The organism is Amycolatopsis vastitatis (assembly GCF_002234595.1).
Taxonomy (GTDB): domain Bacteria; phylum Actinomycetota; class Actinomycetes; order Mycobacteriales; family Pseudonocardiaceae; genus Amycolatopsis; species Amycolatopsis vastitatis.
Genome location: NZ_NMUL01000022.1, coordinates 14,446 through 35,159 on the forward strand (window position 1 = coordinate 14,446; position 20,714 = coordinate 35,159).

The window sequence follows — 20,714 nt, forward strand, 5'->3', positions numbered from 1 at the left end:
CAGGTGTGAACCCGAGGTATCCGGGGCATTACCGGAGGACACCTGTGTTCCAGGGGAGTGAACGTTCCGAGGGGAGACCGTGATGACCTTCGACTTCGTCGGCCGCTGGCTGGGCAGGCACCGCGACCGCCCCGGGGTCACGGTGGACCTCTCGTGCGGCGGCCGCGTCACGCTGCGGGAAATCGACGGCAAGCCGGTCCTGGCGATCACGACCGCGCCCGGCCCCGACGGCCGTTGCAGCGTCGCCGCCGTCCCGTTGTCGGAGGCCGAACGTCGCGAGCTGGGCCAGGTGCTGGACTCGGACGTCCTGCTGGCTTCTTGAGTCGTGCCTCGTCGCCGGATGTTTCCCCGGCCGTAGGCTGCGCGACGTGCTTTGTGGCAGACCTCGCGTGAAACCCGGCCCCGGCAGTGTGGCGCGGGTCGCTTTTTGTGGGGTTCCCACAACTCAGCCGCCCCGGCATGCGCCATGGCGGACATTGGTCTCCCCCGGGGTAATCCAGCAGGGTGTAGACAGGTGCGGGCGACGTTCCAGGTAGGTACGTCGCCTTCTGCGCGTGCGTACTTGGGAGGCTCAGCCGGTGTTCAGTCGTGTCGCCATCGTCAACCGCGGAGAGGCCGCGATCCGGCTGATCCACGCCGTCCGGGACCTGTCGGCGGAAACCGGGACGCGGATCGAGACGGTCGCCCTCTACACCGACGCCGACCGCACCGCCACGTTCGTCCGTGAGGCCGACCTGGCCTACGACCTCGGCCCCGCCTCGGCGCGCCCCTACCTCGACCTCGCCAAGCTGGAGCGGGCCCTCGTCGAGACGAAGGCCGACGCCGCGTGGGTGGGCTGGGGATTCGTCGCCGAGGACCCGGCCTTCGCCGAGCTGTGCGAGAAGGTCGGCGTCACTTTCGTCGGGCCGAGCGCCGACGCGATGCGCAAGCTCGGCGACAAGATCGGCGCGAAGCTGATCGCCGAAGAGGTCGGCGTGCCGGTCGCGCCGTGGAGCCGCGGCGAGGTCGCCACCCTCGAAGACGCGCTGCGGGCCGGGGAGCAGATCGGCTACCCGCTGATGCTCAAGGCGACCGCGGGCGGCGGCGGGCGCGGCATCCGCATGGTCGCCTCCGGCGAGGACCTCGCCGACGCCTACGAGCGCACCAGCCAGGAAGCCCTGCGCGCGTTCGGCTCCGGCGTCGTGTTCCTGGAGCGGCTGGTCACCGGCGCCCGGCACGTCGAGGTCCAGGTGATCTCCGACGGCGCGACGGCGTGGGCGCTCGGCGTCCGCGACTGCTCGGTGCAGCGGCGCAACCAGAAGATCATCGAGGAGTCGGCGTCGCCGGTCCTCGCGCCGGCGCAGACCGCCGAGCTCAAGGCGTCGGCCGAACGGCTCGCCGTCGCCGTCGGCTACCGCGGCGCGTGCACCGTCGAGTTCCTGTACCACCCGGGCGAGAAGCTGTTCGCCTTCCTCGAGGTCAACACCCGCCTGCAGGTCGAGCACCCGATCACCGAGATCACCACCGGCACCGACCTGGTCAAGCTGCAGCTGCACGTCGCCGGCGGTGGGAAGCTCGCAGGCGACCAGCCCGCCGAGAGCGGTCACGCCATCGAGGCGCGTCTCAACGCCGAAGACCCCGACCGTGACTTCGCCCCCTCCCCCGGCCGCATCGCCCGGCTGGCGCTGCCCGCCGGCCCCGGCATCCGCGTCGACACCGGCGTCAGCGAAGGCGACACCATCCCGGCCGACTTCGACTCGATGATCGCCAAGATCATCGCCTACGGCCGCGACCGCGACGAGGCCCTCGGCCGGCTACGCCGCGCGATGGCCGAGACCATCGTGATCATTGAAGGCGGCGCGACCAACAAGAGTTTCGTGCTCGACCTGCTCGACCAGCCCGAGGTGATCGACGCGAGCGCCGACACCGGCTGGATCGACCGCGTCCGCGCCGAAGGCCGCCTGGTCACCCACCGGCACTCCGCGATCGCGCTCGCCGCGGCCGCCATCGAGGCCTACCAGGACGAGGAAGAGGTCTCCGTCCGGCGGCTGCTGTCCACCGCCCACGGCGGCCGCCCGCAGGTCCAGCACGAGACTGGCCGCCCGCTCGACCTCAAGCTCCGCGGCACCGGCTACCGCGTCAGCGTGGCCCGCGCCGGCCTGGCGCGGTTCCGCGTCGGCGTTTCGGCGGGCGGCTCGGACGTCCACCACGCCGACGTCCGCATCGACCGGTTCGACGCCCACAGCGGCCAGATCCTGGTCAACGGGGAGCGCTTCCGCCTGGTGTCGGCCACGCACGGCCCGATCCACCTCGTCGAGGTCGACGGCGTCACCCACCGCGTCAGCCGCGACGAAGGCGGCGTCGTCCGCTCCCCCGCGCCCGCGCTGGTCGTCGCGACCCCCCTGGCCGTCGGCGACGAGGTGGAGGCGAACGCGCCGATCCTCGTGCTGGAGAGCATGAAGATGGAGACGGTGCTGCGCGCGCCGTTCCGCGCCCGGGTCCGCGAATGCCCGGTGTCGGTCGGCAGCCAGGTCGAGACCGGTGCGCCGCTGATGCGCCTGGAGCCCCTGGCCGACGGCGCCGAAGAAGCGGCCGCCGAGGAGACCGAGACCGTCGAGATCGACCTGCCCGGTGTTCCGGACGGCGTGTCCGCGGCCGAGCGCGTCGAACGCGGCCTCCAGGACCTGCGCAGCCTGCTGCTCGGCTTCGACGTCGATCCCGCCGAGCGCAAGCGGCTCGTCGCGGCCTACCTCGAGGCGCGCGCCGAGCTGGGCAACCGGCCGGTCGAAGGCGAGCTGGAGCTGCTCACCGTCTTCGCCGACCTGTCCGAGCTGAGCCGCAACACCCCGGGCGGCGAGCTCTCCGAGCCGGGCAGCCCGGTGCACAGCCCGCGCGAGTTCTTCCACAGCTACCTGCAGAGCCTCGACGTCGAACGCGCCGGCGTCACCGAAGGCTTCCAGGCGAAGCTGAAGCGGGTCCTCGCGCACTACGGCGTCACCGACCTGGAGCGGACGCCCGAGCTGGAGGCCGCGGTCTTCCGGATCTTCCTGGCACAGCAGCGGATGGCGGCCGACGTCGCGGTCGTCTCGGAGCTGCTGCGGCAGTGGCTGGCCGGGGCGCCGCCGGCCGAGGCGCTCAGCGAACGCGCCGGGCTCACCCTGGAACACCTGGTCGAGGCCACGCAGGTGCGCTTCCCCGCGGTGTCCGACCTCGCCCGCGGCGTGGTCTTCCGCTGGTTCGCCCAGCCGCTGCTGCGCCGCAACCGCGCTCGCGTCTACGCCGCGGTCCGCACCGAGCTGCGGTACCTCGACCAGCACCCGGACGCGCCGGACCGCGCCGAGCGGATCCAGGCCATGATCACCGGCTCGCAGCCCCTGGTGCGGCTGGTGGGGCAGCGGATCGGGCGGCCGGGCCGCGACCACGCGCCGCTGCTGGAAGTGCTGACCCGCCGCTACTACGGCAACCGGCGGCTGTCCGGGGTCGCCGTGCGCGACGCCGGCGGCTCCCGGTGGCTGACCGCCGAGCTGAACACCGGCGACGGCGCGCTGCCGCTGGTCACCACCGCCGTCGACATCACGGCCCTGCCCGGCGCGCTGGGCGCGCTCGGCGAGGTGGCCACCGAGGGCGTCGTCGCCGACCTGTACCTGCGCTGGGAGGACCAGCCGGACGTCGACGCGACCGCGGAACGGCTCGGCGCGCTGCTCGCCGAGCACCCGGTGCCGCCGAGCGTGCGCCGCGTCGTGTTCACCGTGGCCGGCACCGGCGGCGCCGTGATGCACCACCACTTCACCTTCGAGCGCGACGGCGACGGCTTCACGGAAGACCGGCTGATCCGCGGCCTGCACCCGCAGATCGCGCAGCGGCTTCAGCTGCAGCGGCTGCGCGAGTTCGACCTCACCCGGCTGCCCTCGGCCGACGAGGAGATCTACCTGTTCAAGGCGGTCGCGAAGACCAATCCCGCCGACGAGCGGCTGATCGCGATGGGCCAGGTCCGCGACCTGACGCCGCTGCGCGAGGCCGACGGCAGGCTGGTCGCCCTGCCCGCCCTCGAGGACGCGGTCACCGCCTGCCTCGACGCGATCCGGAACATCCAGGCGCAGCGGCCGCAGAACAAGCGGTTCGACACCAACCGGATCATGATGTACGTCTGGCCGCCGACCGAGCTGACCACGGACGAGCTGAACGCGCTGGTCCAGCGCATCCTGCCGACCTCGGTGGGCGCCGGGCTGGAGGAGGTCCAGTTCCTGGCCCGCCGCCGCACCGACGCGGGGAAGCTGACCGAGCTCGCCGTCCGGATCGCCATCGACCCCGGGCACGGCGCGAAGCTGCACGTCGAGCCGCCGTCGACCGAGCCGGTCAAACCGCTGGACGAGTACCGCCTGAAAGTGCTGCGCGCGGCGCGGCGCGGCAACGTCTACCCGTACGAGCTGACCAGCCTGCTCGCCGGACCCGACGGCACGTTCGCCGAGCATGACCTGGACTCCTCGGGCACGTTGGTCCCGGTGGACCGGCCGAAGGGCAAGAACACCGCGGCGATCGTGGCGGGCGTCGTCACGACGCCGACCGAGCTGCACCCCGAAGGCGTCACCCGGGTCGTCCTGCTCGGCGACCCGACGAAGTCGCTGGGTGCGCTGTCGGAGCCGGAGTGCTCGCGGGTCATCGCGGCGCTCGACCTCGCCGAGCGGATGCGGGTGCCGCTGGAGTGGTTCGCGCTGTCGTCGGGGGCGCGGATCTCGATGTCCTCGGGCACCGAGAACATGGACTGGGTCGCCGCGGCGCTCAAGCGGATCGTCACGTTCACCCAGGACGGCGGCGAGATCAACATCGTCGTCAACGGGATCAATGTCGGTGCCCAGCCGTACTGGAACGCCGAAGCCACGATGCTCATGCACACCAAGGGCATCCTGGTGATGACGCCGGACTCGGCGATGGTGCTCACCGGCAAGCAGGCGCTGGACTTCTCGGGTGGCGTGTCGGCCGAGGACAACTACGGCATCGGCGGCTACGACCGCGTCATGGGGCCGAACGGCCAGGCGCAGTACTGGGCGCCGAACCTGCCGGCCGCGCGGGCGGTGCTGATGTCGTACTACGACCACACCTACGTCGTGCCGGGCGAGTCCGGGCCGCGCAAGGTGGGCACGAACGACCCGGCCGGCCGCGACGTCTCGCCGTACCCGCACGCGATCGTCGGCAGCGACTTCACGACCGTGGGCGAGATCTTCTCGGCCGAGCACAACCCGGACCGCAAGAAGCCGTTCGACATCCGCACGGTGATGCGCGCGCTGTCGGACCAGGACCACCCGGTGCTGGAGCGCTGGGCGGGCATGGCCGACGCGGACACGGCCGCGGTGCAGGACGTGCACATCGGCGGCCGCCCGGTCTGCCTGGTCGGCATCGAGTCGCGTTCGGTGCCCCGCCGCGGCTTCCCGCCCACCGACGGGCCGGACACCTACACCGCGGGCACGCTCTTCCCGCGGTCGTCGAAGAAGACGGCGCGGGCGATCAACGCGGCGTCGGGCAACCGGCCGCTGGTGGTGCTGGCGAACCTGTCCGGCTTCGACGGCTCGCCGGAGTCGCTGCGCAAGCTGCAGCTGGAGTACGGCGCGGAGATCGGCCGGGCGATCGTCAACTTCGAGGGCCCGATCGTGTTCTGCGTGATCTCGCGGTACCACGGCGGCGCGTTCGTGGTGTTCTCCAAGGCGCTCAACCCGAACATGACGGTGCTGGCCCTGGAGGGCTCGTTCGCTTCGGTGCTGGGCGGCGCCCCGGCGGCGGCGGTGGTGTTCTCCGGCGAGGTGAACAACCGCACGGCGAACGACCCCCGCGTGACGGAACTGCAGGCGCGGATCGCGGCGGCGGGCGGCGCGTCCCGCGCGACGCTGAACGCCCAGCTGGCGGAGGTCCAGTCGGCGGTCCGGGCGGAGAAGGTGAGCGAGGTGGCGGCGGAGTTCGACCGGGTGCACAGCATCCAGCGCGCGGTCGAGGTCGGTTCGGTCGACGCGATCATCAGCGCCGCCGAGCTGCGGCCGCGGATCATCGAAGCCATCGAGCACGGCCTGAAGCGCTGACGTTCCGCGGCCGCCGGTCGTGAGTGAGAAACAGTGTTAGAACACTGTTTCTCACTCACGACCCGCCCAGCGCTTCACGACTTTCGGGGGTATGGCGGGTTTGTGCCGGGCCGACACACTGTGCGTGCCGGTACGGTGACCGTGGGCTCGCGGTCCCCCTCCGGGCGTCCATCCGTGCGGCGTGAGGAGATCCCCCGATGGCGTCAAGGTCCTTGTCCCGGCTCGCCCTCGCGGCGACCGGTGTCCTGCTCACCACCCTGCTCGGCGGCACCGCCTCCGCGCAGCCGACGGACACGCCGGTGTTCTGGCGCGTCCCGGCCACCGCCGCCCAGGCGCAGGCGCTGACCGCGGCCGGCTTCGACGTCGAAGAGGGTGACGCCGGCACCGTCAACGTCGTCGGCGGGCAGGCCGTCGCCGCGAAGCTGCGGGCGCTGGGCTTCCGGCCGTCGTACTTCGACACCGTCTACAAAGAACTCCCCGCCCGCACGAACAGCCTGGCGGCCGACACCTTCTACGGCGGGTACCGGACCGTCACCGCGCACGAGAACCACCTCGCGCAGGTCGCCTCGGCGCACCCGGACCTGGCCACGAAGTACACGATCGGCCAGTCGTGGAAGAAGACGAAGGGCCAGGGCGGGCACGACATCCAGGCCATCTGCCTGACGAAGAAGCAGGCGGGCGACTGCACGCTGTCGACGACGTCGCCGAAGCCGAAGTTCTTCCTGATGGCCCAGATCCACGCGCGCGAGCTGTCGACCGGCGAGCTGGCCTGGCGGTGGATCGACTACCTCGCCGACGGTTACGCCACCGACACGACCGCCAAGTCCATTTTGGACACCACCGAGGTGTGGGTGGTGCCGATCGCCAACCCCGACGGCGTCGACATCGTCGCCTCCGGCGGGAACTCGCCGAAGCTGCAGCGCAAGAACGCGAACAACTCCCGCGGCGGCTGCACCGGCACGAACATCGGCGTCGACCTCAACCGCAACTCCACGTTCAAGTGGGGCGGCGACTCCAACGCCGCCTGCTCCGAGACCTACCAGGGCGTGAGCGCCGGCTCCGAGCCCGAGGTGCAGGCGCTGGAGAAGCTGGCCCGCGCGATCTTCCCGGACCAGCGCGGCACCGGGAACAACGACCCGGCGCCGTCGACCGCCAAGGGCACGATGATCACGCTGCACAGCTACGGCAACGACATCATCATCCCGTGGGGCTTCACGCAGGCGACCTCGCCGAACGACGCGCAGTACCGCAGGCTCGGCGCGAAGTACTCCGCGTCGAACGGCTACCTCGTCGGCACCAACGAGGAAACCGTCGGCTACGACACGAGCGGCACCACCGACGACTTCACCTACGGCGAACTCGGCGTCGCGAGCGTGACGTTCGAGGTCGGCGGCTCGAGCGGCACCTGCGGCGGCTTCCTGCCGCGCTACACCTGTGTGGACAGCACCTTCTGGCCGAAGAACAAGGGCGCGCTGGTCACCGCCGCGAAGGCCGCGGCGGCGCCGTACCAGCAGTGATTCACGGGCGGCAGGCGTAGATGCAGTTCTGCGGACGCGGGGACCCGAGCACGTCGACGTGCCGGAACCCCGCGTCCGCGAGCATTTCCAAGGCCTTTTCGGTGCCCCACACGGCGCCCAGTGCGGCGCCGCCCTCGGCCAGCGACGTCGTCGTGCAGTACATCAGGCTGATCGAGTAGGTGAGCGCGGACAGGGGGTTCCCGATGTTCTTCTCCAGGTGACTGGAGAAGTTGGTGTCGACCATGAAGAACAGGCCGTCGGGGGCCAGCGTGCCGTGGATCCGGCGCAGCACGACGTCCGGTCGGTCCTGGTCGTGGATGGCGTCGAACGCGGTGATGACGTCGTACGGCGGATCGGCGCTCAGCTCCGCGGCGTCGCCGACGGCGAATTCGGCGTTCGGCAGCCCGGCTTGGTTCGCTTGTTCGACCACAGCCGGGTTGATGTCGAGGCCGGTGAACCGGGACGCGGGAAACACGCGGGCGGCGACCGCGATCGCGTTCCCGGTGCCGCAGCCGAGGTCGAGCACCCGGGCCCCGGCCGTCAACCGCTCCTTCAGGCCGGGGACCGCGCCGAAGAAGCCGTCCACCAGGTGCTCACGGTAGACGTGCTTCCAGCTGTCGCCGGTCTTCGCACCGAGTTTCTCCAGGTAGGGCCCGTACGCCGACCTCGGGACGCCGCCGCCCTCGGCGAACGCGCGTTCCAGGTCGGGCAGGATGCCGGTGAACGCGGACAGCGTCAGCAGCGACGGCATCAGGTTCGACGCCGTCTCGCCGAGCAGGAACTTCGCGTGCCCGGGCGGGAAGGTGTACTCGCGGCCGTCGTAGGTGAAGATCCCGCCGGTGACCATGGCGCCGAGCCATTCGCGGACGTAACGCTCCTGGAGCCCGGCGCGCTCGGCGAGCCCGGCGCTGGTGGCGGGGCCCTCTGCGGCGGCCGCGAAGAGCCCGGTGCGGTGACCGACCCCGATCAGCATGGTGAGCGCGCTGCCGGTCATGGTCGCGGTCAGGTGCGCGGCGAAGTCCTTCTCCTCCATGCCGTCCGACCTTACCGGCCGGGGTGGGCGATCCGTCCGATGTGGACGGATCGCCCGCCCCGGGCCCGTCAGGCGTCCTCGTCCTCCAGGCCGGCGTCGGCCAGGACTGCGTAGACGCGGCGGCGCGCGTCGGCGAGGATCTTCTTCACCTCGGCCACCTGGGCCTCGGTGCCGGTGTAGCCGACCTGCGCGGCCGCGCCGGACAGCTCCCCGAGCGCGTGCCACAGCGCGGCGAACCGGTCGGCGCCCGGCTCCTCCTCGGGCTCCTCCCACAGCGCGGCGAACTCGGCCTCGCGCCCGGCGACGTGCTCCCGGCCGGCCTCGGTCAGCTCGGCGACCCGGCGGCCGGCCGCCTCGACCGTGTGGACTAGGCCCTCGTCCTCCAGCTGCTGCAGGATCGGGTAGACCGAGCCGGGGCTGGGCCGCCACCGGTCGTGGGTACGCCGCCGGATCTCCTGCATGAGCTGGTAGCCGTGCATCGGCTCCTCGGCCAGCAGCGCCAGCACGGCCGGGCGCACCGGCCGGGCCGGCGGGCGGCCACCGCCGCGGAACTCCCGCACCCGCTGCCACGGGCCGCCGCCACCCCAGCCGCCCGGGCCGCCGAACGAGCCCGGCCCGCCCGGGAACCCGGGGAAGCCCGGTGGCTGCGGTGGCTGGGGCGGATGTGGCGGGAAGCCGCCCGGCGGCCCCCCGCGCGCCAGTTCGGGGCCGCCGTCCCACTCGCCGTGGCCCGGGATCCCGTGCTCGTGGTGTCCGTGGCCACCCGGTCCGTGGGGGTCGCCGGGACCGTGGTCCGGGCGGCCGAAACCGCCGTGGCCGCCGAACAGGCCGCCTCCGAAACCGCCGAACGCCCGTCCCGCTCCGGCACTCGTCACCATGTTCCGCTCCTTCGTTCGTATCGCCGACATTCGCACGATATATCGCCGGTCGATCGGCTGCAAGGCACTCCGCCGGTCACGGAACGGACAATTTCCCCGATCGGGTGCAACTGACGCCCCCGTTCGGGCGACAGCTAACTCACCTGGAAGGGGACCGACATGGCCTTGGGAAAGGTTCGAACCCTCCGCCACGCCCTGGTGGCGGCCGTGCTGGCGGGGGCCCTGCTGCCCGTCGTGTCCACCGAGGCAGGCGCGGCCACGACGCTGCCGCCGGGGTTCGTGCTGCGGGAGACCGACACGGGTCTCGGCCAGTACCAGCTGACCGACTTCGCCACCTTGCCCGGCGGTTCCCTCCTCGCCACGGCCAAGGACGGCCGGGTCCGCTGGCTCACCGAGACCGGGACGGGCGGCAAGACGATCGCGACGCTGCCGACCCGCCCCGACGGCGACCTCGGCCTGGTCGGGATCGCCGTCGCCCCGGACTACGCGACGTCACACTCGATCTACCTGACGCGCTCGATCAACGTCACCGGCGGGTTCGTCATGCGGTTGTCGCGGTTCACCGTCACCGTGGACCCGGCGGGCACGCCGTCCGGCCTGACCGGCGAACAGTCGCTGTTCGAGGTGCCGGGCTTCTACGACGTCCACGGCATCGACACCGTCATCGCCGCCGCGGACGGGACGCTGTGGCTGTCGATCGGCGACAGCGCCGACTTCACCAAGGTGGACCCGGGTGCCCTGCGCGCCCAGGACGTCAACCAGCCGTACGGCAAGATCCTGCACCTCACGGCCGACGGCAAGGGCGTGCCGTCCAACCCGTACTACGACGCGGCCGCCCCGGCGTCGGCCGCGAGCAAGGTGTTCGCGCGCGGGTTCCGCAACCCGTTCCGGTTCAGCATCGACCCGAACCTCGGCCTGCCGGTCGCCGGTGACGTCGGCTGGACCGCCTGGGAAGAGGTCGACGTCGTCCAGCGGGGCAGCAACCAGGGCTGGCCGTGCTGGGAAGGCACCCACCCGATATCGGGTTACAGCGGGCTCGCCGGCTGCGCCGGGGTGGCGAACCAGCCGCCGATCTTCGAGTACCAGCACGGCAGCGGCACCCTGCAGGGCAACAGCGTCACCGGTGGCATCGTCTACAACGGATCCAGCTACCCGGCCGCCTACCGCGGGGTCTACTTCTTCGGCGACTACGTGGGACACAAGATTTGGACGATGAAATACGACGACCAGGGCAAGCTCACCCAGGCCCCGTCGGACCCGGCGCCTTTCACCGACATCGGCGGCCCGGTGAAGTTCGCGGCCGCGGCCAACGGCGACATCGTCTACGCGGACATCCTGTCCGGGAAGCTGCGCCGGCTGAGCTATTCGGCCGGCAACACGGTTCCGGTGGCGAACGCGTCGTCCACCACCGACCCGGTCACCCGGACCGTCTCCTTCGACGGCTCCGCGTCGGTCGACTACGACAACGACCCGCTCACCTACGACTGGAACTTCGGCGACGGCACCACCGCCACCGGCCCCCAGGTGAACCACGCCTACGCGGCGGGCACCGAGACGTTCACCGCGACGTTGACCGTCCGGGACCCGCTGGGTGCCACCGGCACGACCACCATCGCGGTCGCACCCGGCAACCACACCCCGCAGCTCACCCTGACCACCCCCGGCGACACCGCGACGTTCGCGGTGAACCAGCAGGTCACCCTGGGCGCGGCCGCGACTGACGCCGAGGACGGCACCCTGCCGGTGACGTGGACGTCCGCGGTCCGGCACTGCCCGAGCGAAGCGACGTGCCACGCCCACCCCGGCATCGGCGGCACCGGGACGAGCTTCTCGCTGCCGTTCACCGAGCACCCGGACTCCCGCATGGACTTCACCGCGACGGTGACCGACAGCGCGGGTGTCACCACGTCCAAGACGTACACGGCCAGGCCGCGCCAGCACCGGATCACCCTCCTCGGCACGCAGCCCGCGGCGCTGAGCATCCCGGTCGAGGGCGGCGTCAGCACGGCACTGGTCACCGAGGGCGCCAGCTTCGACGTCGACGCCGCGCCGCTGGGCACCGACGGCGTCTCGAAGTTCACCGGCTGGCAGGGCGGACCGGCGACGGCGACGTGGATCGTCACCGTCGGCACGAGCGACCTGACGCTGACGGCGAACTACGCGACCCCGATCGACCAGCGGTACGACGCCGACGCGGCGTTGCGGGCGAAGCTCGGAGCGCCGACGGCGGCCGAGGTCACCGACGGCACGGTCCGCTACCGCACCTACGCCAACGGACGGCTGTACTGGAGCGCCGTCGGCGGCACCAAGTACGTCACCGGTCCGGTGCTGACGAAGTACGTCGCCTTCGGCGGGCACGCCAAGCTCGGCCCGCCGACGACCGACACCGCGGCCACCCCGGACGGTGTGGCGCAGTACAACCACTTCGTCAACAACGGCAACGTCGGCTCGATCTACTACACGGCCGCGACGGGCGCCCACGCGATCTACGGCGAGATCCGCAAGAAGTGGGCCGCACTCGACTACGAACGCGGCCTCGGCTACCCGACCACCGACGAAGCAGGCACGCCCGACGGCATCGGCCGCTTCAACCACTTCGTCAAGGGCACCAACGTGGGTTCGATCTACTACACGGCCACGACCGGTGCACACGCGATCTACGGCGAGATCCGCAAGAAGTGGGCCGCACTCGACTACGAACGCGGCCTCGGCTACCCGACCACCGACGAAACGGGCACGCCCGACGGCGTCGGCCGCTACAACCACTTCAGCCTCGGCCACTCGATCTACTTCACGGCGGCCACGGGCGCGCACGCGGTGAAGGGCGAGATCCGCAAGCGGTGGGCGGCCCTCGGGTGGGAACGGTCCTACCTGCACTACCCGAGGACGGACGAGTACGTGACGAACGGGGTGTACCGCAGCGACTTCCAGGGCGGCTACATCACGTTCACCCTCGCGAGCGGAGCGGTCGACCGTCCCTGGTGAGCGGTGCGGCGGCCCGTCACCGGAGATCCGGTGGCGGGCCGGCGCGTCACCCCGGTCCGGACTTCACCGCCAAGGTCAGCAGCTCGGCCGCCGGGCCGGCGAGCCGCCGCCCGGCGGGCCACACCGCCCGCAGCACCCGTCCGAGGTCGACGCCGTCCACCGCCACCGGCACCAGGCGGCGGCCCGCCACCTCGCGCACCACGTCGAGGTCGCTGATCACCGCGGGCCCGGCACCGGCGATCACCGCGTTGCGCACCGCCGAGGCGGAACCCAGCTCCAGCAACGGTTTCACCGGCCCCGCCCCGGCCCGGCGCAGGGCCGCTTCGACCGTCTCGCGGGTCCCCGAGCCCGGCTCACGCACCACCAGCGGCGTCGCGGCCAGCTCCGCCGCGGTGAGGGGACGACGGCGCCGCGCCCAGGCGTGCCCGGCCGGGACCACGACGACGAGCCGGTCCACCGCGACGCGGCGGGTGGCCAGGCCCGGCCACGGCCCCGGCGACTCGACGAAACCGAGGTCGACGCGGCCGCCCGCGACCAGGGCGGCGACCTGCTCGGAGTTCCCCACTTCCAGGCCGACGTCGGTGTCCGGCTCGGTCCGCTTGACCTCGCCGATCCAGGCCGGCACGAAGTGCTCGGCGAGCGTCATGCTCGCCGCGACCCGCAGCCGCGCGCCGCGCTGGGTGCGCAGGGCCTCCGCGCCGGTGCGCAGTCCGTCCACTTCGGCCAGCACCCGGTGCGCCCAGCCGGCGATCACCCGGCCGTCCGGGGTCAGCGCCGAGCCGCGCCGGGTCCGGTCCACCAGGGACAGTCCGAGCTGCCGCTCCAAAGTGGACAGCCGCTTGCTCGCCGAGGGCTGGGCGATGCCGAGCGCGGCGGCGGCCTGGCCGATGCTGCCGAGGTCGTCGACGAGCACGAGCAGCCGCAGCGAGTCCAGATCGGGTCCGGTCATAGCCTCAGTCTATGACCTCCGTCGCGATCGGCGGCTACCGGAAGCACCCGCCTGCCGCGACGCTGGAGGCATGGCACTGACGACGGCGAAACCGCTCCTGCCCGGCCTCGCGATCACCGGGCTCGGCGTCGCCGCGGCGTACGGGCTGAGCTCGGCGTGGCCCGTGGTGGGCGCGCTCACCGTCGCGGTCGTGCTGGGCGTCGTCGCCGGCAGCACGCCGATGCTCGGCGACGAACACCGGCGAGCGGTCGCCCGCGTCACGAAACGCCTGCTGCGCGGGGGTGTCGTGCTGCTCGGGCTCCAGCTCGCGCTCCCGACGGTGCTCGCGCTGGGTCCCGGCACGCTCGCCGCCGTCGTGCTGACGGTCGCGGTCACCTTCCTCGGCACGCTCGGCCTCGCCCGGCTGGTCCGGGTGCCCCGCGGGCTCGCCCTGCTGGTCGCCACCGGGTTCTCGATCTGCGGCGCCTCGGCCATCGCCGCGGTGGAGGGCGTGATCGACCGCGACGACGAAGACGTCGCGGCCGCCGTCGCCCTCGTCACCCTCTACGGCAGCTTCGCACTGGCCGCCCTCCCCCTGCTCGCCCACGCCCTCGGCCTGGACGCCACCAGGACCGGCAGCTGGGCCGGGATTTCGGTGCACGAGGTCGCCCAGGTCGTCGCGGCGGCCGGACCGGCGGGCGCCGCCGCGGCCGGGATCGCGATCGTGGTGAAGCTGAGCCGAGTCGTCCTGCTCGCGCCGGTGGTCGCGCTGGTCGGCGCCGCCGAACGCACCCGCCGCGACCGCCGCGACTGCCGCGACTGCCGCGACTGCCGCAACGAACAGACGCCGCTGGTGCCGCTGTTCGTCCTCGGTTTCCTCGCGATGGTCGCCGTCCGCGCCACCGGGCTCGTCCCCGCGTTCGCACTCGACGTCGCGAAGACCGCGTCGACGCTCTTGCTCGCCGGCGCGCTGTTCGGCCTCGGCTGCGCGGTCCGGCTCGGCACACTGGTGCGCGGCGGTGGGCGCGCGTTGCTCCTGGGGTTCCTCTCCACGCTTCTGGTGCTGGCGACCGGGTACGGCACCCTGGCCGCGTTCACCTGAATTCTTCCTCCTGGCCATGTGTAGTTCGTTATACGCGAGGTTGTACGGGTCTTGTACGGGTTGTGTCGACGCTTCTGCCGAGACGTAGACGAATCCGTAGGGAGCTCGAACCGTGAAGATCACCCGACTCGCTCAAGGCCTGCTGGCCGGGCTGCTGGGGTGCGCCGCTGTCGCCGTCCCGGCGGTCGTCGGCGCCGCGGCGGCGCATGCCGACGTGGCCAGCACGCTGGTGTTCAACAAGAACACCGAAGGACATGACTGTTACCGCATTCCCACCGTCGTCAAGGCGAACAACGGCGATCTGCTCGCCTTCGCCGAAGGCCGCAACGGCGGCGCCAGCTTCTGCAACGACCTCGGCAAGATCGACCTGGTGATGAAGCGCTCCACCGACGGCGGCAAGTCGTGGGGTGCCCTCGACACCGTCATCGAGGCCTTCGGCGATGTGAAGGGCAACCCGGCGCCGATCGTCATCCCGGGCAGCAACCGGATCGTGCTGCTGTCCACCATGCAGTGCTTCACCAACCCGTCCTGCGGCCGGATCCCGCGGGTGTCCATCAGCGACGACAACGGGAAGACGTGGGCCGCGCCGAAGGTGCTGACCACGGAGCTCGGTTTCGCGAGCGCTCCGGGCTGGCTCGCGACCGGGCCGTCGCACGGCATCGTGCTGACCCGCGGCGCGCACGCCGGCCGGCTCGTCGCCGGGATGAGCTACACGATCAGCGGCAAGAACACCGGTGCGCTGATCTACAGCGACGACAAGGGCGCCACCTGGCACCGCGGGGCGACCGACACGTCCACGACGGACCTGATGAACCCGCAGGAGATCAGCGTCACCGAGCTGAAGGACGGCCGGGTCTACGCCGCCGCGCGCAACGACGCGAACGACGACAACAAGTGCCTGGCGGACGGCACCCACAACCGGGCCTTCGCGATCAGCTCCGACGGCGGCGCGACGTTCAGCTCGAAGTTCGCCTTCGCCACCGACCTCGTCACCCCCGTCGTCGAGGGATCGACGGCGCGGATGAGCGCCACCGACACCGGCGCGAAGTACAACCGGATCGTGTTCGCCGCCCCTTCGGTGTGCGACCGCCGCAAGGAGCTGCGGATCCACTCGTCGTTCGACGAGGGCGCCAACTGGACCGGCACCGCGGGCAGCCTGCTCGTGTGGGGCGAAGACGCGTCCTATTCGGACATGGTGCAGCTGTCCCCGTCGTCGGTCGGTGTGCTGTTCGAGGCGGGGCCGGAGTTCCACGCGAACGACACGATCCGGTTCGCGGCGGTCAGCGACACCCAGCTGGGCGCCCCGGCCTGCGGTAGCGGCTACAGCGTGATCGACTCGGCTCCGCTCGGCACGGGTGGCGCCGCGGGCACGGTGTACCTGTCGTACAACGCGTCGAACGGCCAGAACTGCGTCAGCACGATGAAGAACGCGTCGGCCGGGACGGCGACGGCGACGGCGGCCTACCTGGAGGTCAAGGGTTCGGCGCGGCAGACCGACTCGGGTTCGTTCTCCTACTTCGCCGGCCCGGTCAAGGCCGCGGCGGCGGACAAGTGCGTCAAGTGGGGCGGCGCCGCCGGCGGCGCCGCTTACGACAGCGAGTTCGAACACTGCAGCTGAGTTTCTCTTCCGCGGTGGCCGGGTCCTGGGGGTCCCGGCCACCGCGGACCTTGATCGACAGCGCGAAGTAGAGTCCGGGGTCTGTCTTCCCTCCGGACCAAGGAATTCCATGGCTTCCGCGCCTCCGGCGCCGGTTTTCGACCCGGCTGTCGTATTTCCCGAAGCCCGCGTGCTGCGTGACGCCACCCAAGCGGGCGACTGGCCGACCGTTTCGGCCTTTTTCGCCCGGTTCACCGCTGCGGACGAGCGCAGCTTCGGGGTGAAGATCACGATGGACGTGCCATCGGCCGAGCCGATGCTCCGGGACGCGATCCGGCGGGACCGCCGGTCGAGCCTGGCCCGGGTACTGCTCGCCGCCCACCTCGTCCAGCGGGCGTGGACGATCCGGTCGTCGTCGCGGGCGACCCACGTCAGCCGTGAACAGTTCGCCGGGATGCACGAACAGCTGCGGCACGCCGAGCAGCTCCTGATCGACATCACCGCACGCGAGCCCTCGAACGAGCTGGCTTGGTCGCTGCGAATCACCACTTCGCGGGGGCTGGAGCTCGGGCAGAGCGAGACCCGGCGCCGCTACGACCGGCTGGCCGTCCACCATCCCGGTTTCGTTTCCGCGCAGAGCAACCTGCTCCAGCAGCTGTGCCCGAAATGGGGCGGTTCCTGGGAAACGGCGGAAGCCTTCGTCCGCGAGTGCACGGCCGCGGCGCGGCCGGGTGACCCCCAGGGCGTCCTCGTGGCCGACCTGCACCTCGAGCGCTGGCTGGATCTGGGCACCCAAGAAGGTTTGAAGCACCTGCGGCAGCCGTCGGTCCACGAGGAACTCGCCGCCGCGGCGGCGTCTTCGGTGCTGCACCCGGGGTACCGGTCGCGCTTCGGCTGGGTCAGCGCGCACAGCGTGTTCGCCATGGCGTTCAGCCTGATCGGCGACGAGCCGCGCGCGGCCGCGCACTTCCGCGCGCTCGACGGACGTGCCAGCGAACTCCCATGGGCCTACCTGCCCCATCCGGTCGCCGAGCTCGAGCGGCGCCGAGCCCGTGCCCTCGCGAAAGGCTGAACCGTGCTGTCTGCTTTCGACATCGACGGAATCCCCGCGGTGGCGGCCAAGAGAGCGGGCCCGCTGACGGCGGGCATGGTCTTCCGGGTCGGCCGCGCGGACGAGACACTGGCCACCGCGGGCATCACGCACCTGGTCGAGCACCTGGCCCTGCACCGCTTCGGCCTCGGCGACTACCACTTCAACGGCGCGACGGCGCCCGACCACACGTACTTCGAGATGCAGGGCTCGGAGTCCGAAGTGGTCTCGTTCCTCGAGGGCGTGTGCGCGTCGCTCGGCAACCTGCCGATGGACCGCCTGGAGACCGAGAAGTCGATCCTGCGCACCGAGGAAGCCGGCCGCGGCGGGGGCGGCTCGCTGTTCCGCCACCGGTACGGCGCCCAGGGTTACGGCCTGGTCGACTACCTGGAGCTGGGGGTGCCGCGCCTGCGGCCGGCGGAGGTCGCGCACTGGGCGCGCACGTGGTTCACGCGCGAGAACGCCGCGCTGTGGGTGGCGGGTGAGAGCGTGCCGTCCGGCTTGCGGCTGTCCCTCCCGCCGGGCGTGCGCCGCCCGATCCCGGCCCGGCCGGCAGTACTTTCCCGGACCCCGGCGTATTTCGCGCAGGGCAGCGGCGAGGTCGCGTTCAGCGCGGTGGTGCGCCAAGGATCCGCCGCGCAGATCTTCGCGAAGGTGCTCGAACGGGAGCTGTTCCGGGCCCTGCGGCAAGAAGGCGGCTATTCCTACCAGGCCTCGACGTCGTACCAGCTCCGCGGTGACGGCTTCGCCGAGATCCTGGGCGTCGCCGACGCGCTGCCGGACAAGCAGGCCGCCGTGGTCGGCGGAATCATCGACGTCCTGGCCCAGGTCAAGGCGGGCCGGATCGACCCCCGCGACATCGAGACGGTGCGCGGCCAAGCGGAATCCGCGTTGTACGGCGTCGACGCGGACGTGGCCCGGCTCCCCCAGCACGCGGCCCGGCTGCTGTCCGGACGGCCCCTTCGCACGCCGGAGGAGCGGATCGCCGAGCTGCGGTCGGTCAGCGTCGCCGACGTCCACGCGGTCGCCGTCGAGGTGTGCGGTTCGGTGCTGCTGCGGGTGCCGTCCGGGCGTTCGGCGGACTGGGCGGGCTACGCGGAGGTGCCGCTGTGTTCGGCGGCCGCGGTCGAGGGAACCCGTTTTCCGGCTTACAACAAGGTGAACACCCACCTGATCGCCGGGCCTGAAGGCTGCAGCATCCAAACACCGGACGGCCCGTCGACGGTCCGCTTCGCCGACTGCGCGGCCATGCTGGCGTGGCCCGACGGCGGCCGCCGCCTGATCGGCACCGACGGCCGGACGGTCACCATCGAGCCGACGCTGTTCGCCGGCCTCGCCCCGGAGGCGGTGGCGGCGATCGACGTGGCCGTGGGTCCACATCGGACGTTGCCGCAGCCCGCCCGCCGCCCGGAGGAGGTCCCACGCCCGGCCGCCGCCGCGAGCACCCGGCCGCCGGCCCCTTCGAGTCCGAAGCGCGGATCGATCGCGTTCACTGTCACGGCGTCGATCGTCGGCGGGTTCGCCCTGCTGACCACGGCGGGCCTGGCGATGGACCCCGCCACCGACTCGGCGGGCTGGATCGGGGCGGGGGTCATCTGGCTGATCGCCGGGCTGTTCGCGTTCCTGGCGGTGCGCCGGCGACGCTGACCGCGTTACGCGGGCGCGAGGACGATCCGGGGCATGACCTGGGTGAAGGCGACGCCACGCTTGCGCAGGGCCGGCGGAAGCGGCGGGATCGTCAGAGCCAGTGCCTGGTCCCAGCCTTGGACGTGGAGCTGGAACTTCAGCAGGAACCCCGACTTCGGCTCGGTGATGGCCGCGTAGGCACGGGGGATGCTCACGATGTGCTTGCCCGGAGTGCCGGCGTGGGACCGGAAGAAGAGGATCTGCTGGTTAGTGAGGACGATGTAGGCCTCGGCCTGCGTGGAGATGGCCATCATGGTGCCACCGCTGAGCACCCCGACGGCCACGCCGTAGGCGAGGGATCTCCCGACGGATTTCTTGACCGACCCGATCTTCGCCATGGCGACGAGTTCGACGCGCTCGTCGTGCCGCATCAACGGGGCGGCGTTCTCGAGCAGGCGTCTTTCCTGGCGGGCACCCATGTTCGTCACTCCTCACAGCGCGGGGCGCGTGCGGGTGCACGCGAGTGCCTCAAAGTAGACGAGGCTCGCTGCGGTGTTCTCCTTGCCCTACCGCGATAATCCACCTGATCCGACACAATCCGGACAAGCTGCGGGACTGGTCGGCGGCAACAGTTGCCCAACCGAAACCGAGGCGCCGCCTCGCTGCTGGCGCCCCCGCCGACGGCCGAAGGTTTCATGAAGCAGAAGTGCCCGGCCGCAAGCCAGGAGCGCCGGCCACCGGACCTCGGCCGAAGCGAAGAACCGGCGACACTCGGGCCGCTTTCATCAGCTCGCCAACTGGCGCCGGTGAACCTGAGAAAGGGCACTCTCCTGAATCTCGACCGAGCCGGCATCGACCTTGCCGACAAGCCAGCTGCGCAACTCGCCGTAATCAACCGTCGGAGGAATGTCAACAGCCACCAGGCTGCCGAATTGACCCGCCGACTCCCAGCTGCAACCTGCCTCGCACAGCCTGGCTTCCACCGCGGGCCGCTCCGCGTCCCCGATGAACACGATCCTGATCGCGGAATGCCCTGACTCTGCGGTGAACTCCTCGAAAACAAGCTCCCTGCGTTCGTGGTCGGGGCGCACCCGAACGAGGTCCCCAAAAGCGATTCCCCGCGCGAAGAACGGCGTATTGACGAGCCGGATTTCCATTCTCACGTCGGTTTTCTCGCCCCACAACCTCTCTACTGATACGGGAGGCCATCCGGAACGCTCCGGTTCGAGATCAAAGGCAACTTTGAGCAACCCGGAGTCGTCCGCAGACCGAGGCGCGTCACTACTTTCGCTCACCTCTGCCCCTCACCACCCTCGGGCGCACCAATACCTACCCCGGCGGTCGACACTAAGGCCTCACGAAGGTTTCCACCTTTGTTCGAAACACGCCCCCCGACGACACTTCCGGCCGGACGAGGACAACGAAGTCCGGCAACGCAGACGGGAGCGGTCGACCGTCCGAGCCGACCGAATTCGGATCAGCCTTCCAATCCAGCAGGTTCACCACAACCGAGTACCGCCCTTCGGCCAGCGGGAACCGGTTTTCCGCGGCGCGGTCCACGTCACAGATGTCCTCGATCCCACCCACCGCAAAGGAACCCAATGAAGTGAACAGATAGGGTTCCGATTCGACAAGGCGATACCTACGCTCGGACTCAGTGAGGCCGAGTTCAGGTGAGCCGAATCTGATCGTCACCTGAAAGACTCCGTCACCACCGACATTGAGTGGCACGAAAATGCCCTGGCTGATCGACTTCTCTATTTCATGGTTTTCGGTCGCCCAGTCCTCCCAGAGTTCGAAATCGTCTTCCATGGACTTGAAGGCTTCCGGCTGCCACACCGCACACAAGCCCGCACTCGTGCGCACCACCCGGGAAACCTCTTGGGACGCACTCTCCACCTGACCGCCACC

14 protein-coding genes are annotated in these 20,714 nt (G+C 71.1%); 8 read left to right on the forward strand and 6 right to left on the reverse strand.

Annotation, left to right across the window (positions count from 1 at the left end; translation table 11 throughout):
* Nucleotides 1-82 precede the first annotated feature (82 nt).
* The 3 genes from CF165_RS22230 (at nucleotide 83) to CF165_RS22240 (ending at nucleotide 7,564) form a co-directional block, all read left to right on the forward strand.
* On the forward strand, nucleotides 83-322 hold the full coding sequence (locus CF165_RS22230; protein WP_093949474.1) for a hypothetical protein: 240 nt from the start codon (nucleotides 83-85) through the stop codon (nucleotides 320-322).
* 256 nt (nucleotides 323-578) lie between these two features.
* Nucleotides 579-6,047: an ATP-binding protein gene (locus CF165_RS22235; protein WP_093949475.1), complete on the forward strand. Its 5,469-nt coding sequence runs from the start codon at nucleotides 579-581 to the stop codon at nucleotides 6,045-6,047.
* Nucleotides 6,048-6,244: 197 nt separating this feature from the next.
* A complete protein-coding gene (locus CF165_RS22240; RefSeq protein WP_093949476.1) occupies nucleotides 6,245-7,564 on the forward strand; it encodes a M14 family zinc carboxypeptidase in 1,320 nt (439 codons plus the stop codon).
* Between the two features lies 1 nt (nucleotide 7,565).
* On the opposite strand, the gene CF165_RS22245 is transcribed toward CF165_RS22240, so the two are convergent.
* Complete coding sequence (locus CF165_RS22245) at nucleotides 7,566-8,597, reverse strand: class I SAM-dependent methyltransferase (RefSeq protein WP_093949477.1); 1,032 nt, start codon at nucleotides 8,595-8,597, stop codon at nucleotides 7,566-7,568.
* 68 nt (nucleotides 8,598-8,665) lie between these two features.
* Nucleotides 8,666-9,475: a PadR family transcriptional regulator gene (locus CF165_RS22250; RefSeq protein ID WP_093949478.1), complete on the reverse strand. Its 810-nt coding sequence runs from the start codon at nucleotides 9,473-9,475 to the stop codon at nucleotides 8,666-8,668.
* Between the two features lie 159 nt (nucleotides 9,476-9,634).
* Between CF165_RS22250 and CF165_RS22255 the strand changes: the two genes are divergently transcribed.
* Nucleotides 9,635-12,460 carry a PQQ-dependent sugar dehydrogenase gene (locus CF165_RS22255; protein WP_093949479.1) on the forward strand — a complete coding sequence of 942 codons (2,826 nt, stop codon included), beginning with the start codon at nucleotides 9,635-9,637 and terminating at the stop codon, nucleotides 12,458-12,460.
* Between the two features lie 46 nt (nucleotides 12,461-12,506).
* Here the strand turns inward: CF165_RS22255 and CF165_RS22260 are convergent, their stop codons facing one another.
* Nucleotides 12,507-13,409: a LysR family transcriptional regulator gene (locus CF165_RS22260; RefSeq protein ID WP_093949480.1), complete on the reverse strand. Its 903-nt coding sequence runs from the start codon at nucleotides 13,407-13,409 to the stop codon at nucleotides 12,507-12,509.
* Between the two features lie 70 nt (nucleotides 13,410-13,479).
* On the opposite strand from CF165_RS22260, the gene CF165_RS22265 reads away from it, so the two are divergent.
* The 4 genes from CF165_RS22265 (at nucleotide 13,480) to CF165_RS22280 (ending at nucleotide 18,824) form a co-directional block, all read left to right on the forward strand.
* Nucleotides 13,480-14,490, forward strand: a complete 1,011-nt coding sequence (locus CF165_RS22265; protein ID WP_093949481.1) for a YeiH family protein — start codon at nucleotides 13,480-13,482, stop codon at nucleotides 14,488-14,490.
* A gap of 112 nt (nucleotides 14,491-14,602) precedes the next feature.
* On the forward strand, nucleotides 14,603-16,108 hold the full coding sequence (locus CF165_RS22270) for a sialidase family protein (protein WP_093949482.1): 1,506 nt from the start codon (nucleotides 14,603-14,605) through the stop codon (nucleotides 16,106-16,108).
* Nucleotides 16,109-16,217: 109 nt separating this feature from the next.
* On the forward strand, nucleotides 16,218-17,159 hold the full coding sequence (locus CF165_RS22275; protein WP_093949483.1) for a hypothetical protein: 942 nt from the start codon (nucleotides 16,218-16,220) through the stop codon (nucleotides 17,157-17,159).
* Between the two features lie 3 nt (nucleotides 17,160-17,162).
* Nucleotides 17,163-18,824 (forward strand): M16 family metallopeptidase, encoded by a 1,662-nt coding sequence (locus tag CF165_RS22280; protein ID WP_093949484.1) that lies wholly within the window; start codon nucleotides 17,163-17,165, stop codon nucleotides 18,822-18,824.
* Between the two features lie 5 nt (nucleotides 18,825-18,829).
* On the opposite strand, the gene CF165_RS22285 is transcribed toward CF165_RS22280, so the two are convergent.
* The 3 genes from CF165_RS22285 to CF165_RS22295 form a co-directional block, all read right to left on the reverse strand.
* Nucleotides 18,830-19,282: a hypothetical protein gene (locus CF165_RS22285; protein WP_093949485.1), complete on the reverse strand. Its 453-nt coding sequence runs from the start codon at nucleotides 19,280-19,282 to the stop codon at nucleotides 18,830-18,832.
* Between the two features lie 306 nt (nucleotides 19,283-19,588).
* Complete coding sequence (locus tag CF165_RS22290) at nucleotides 19,589-20,098, reverse strand: DUF4265 domain-containing protein (protein ID WP_276209737.1); 510 nt, start codon at nucleotides 20,096-20,098, stop codon at nucleotides 19,589-19,591.
* 52 nt (nucleotides 20,099-20,150) lie between these two features.
* The gene (locus tag CF165_RS22295) at nucleotides 20,151-20,672 is read right to left on the reverse strand and encodes a hypothetical protein (RefSeq protein WP_158226816.1); all 522 of its coding nucleotides are present in this window, start codon (nucleotides 20,670-20,672) and stop codon (nucleotides 20,151-20,153) included.
* Nucleotides 20,673-20,714: the final 42 nt, after the last annotated feature.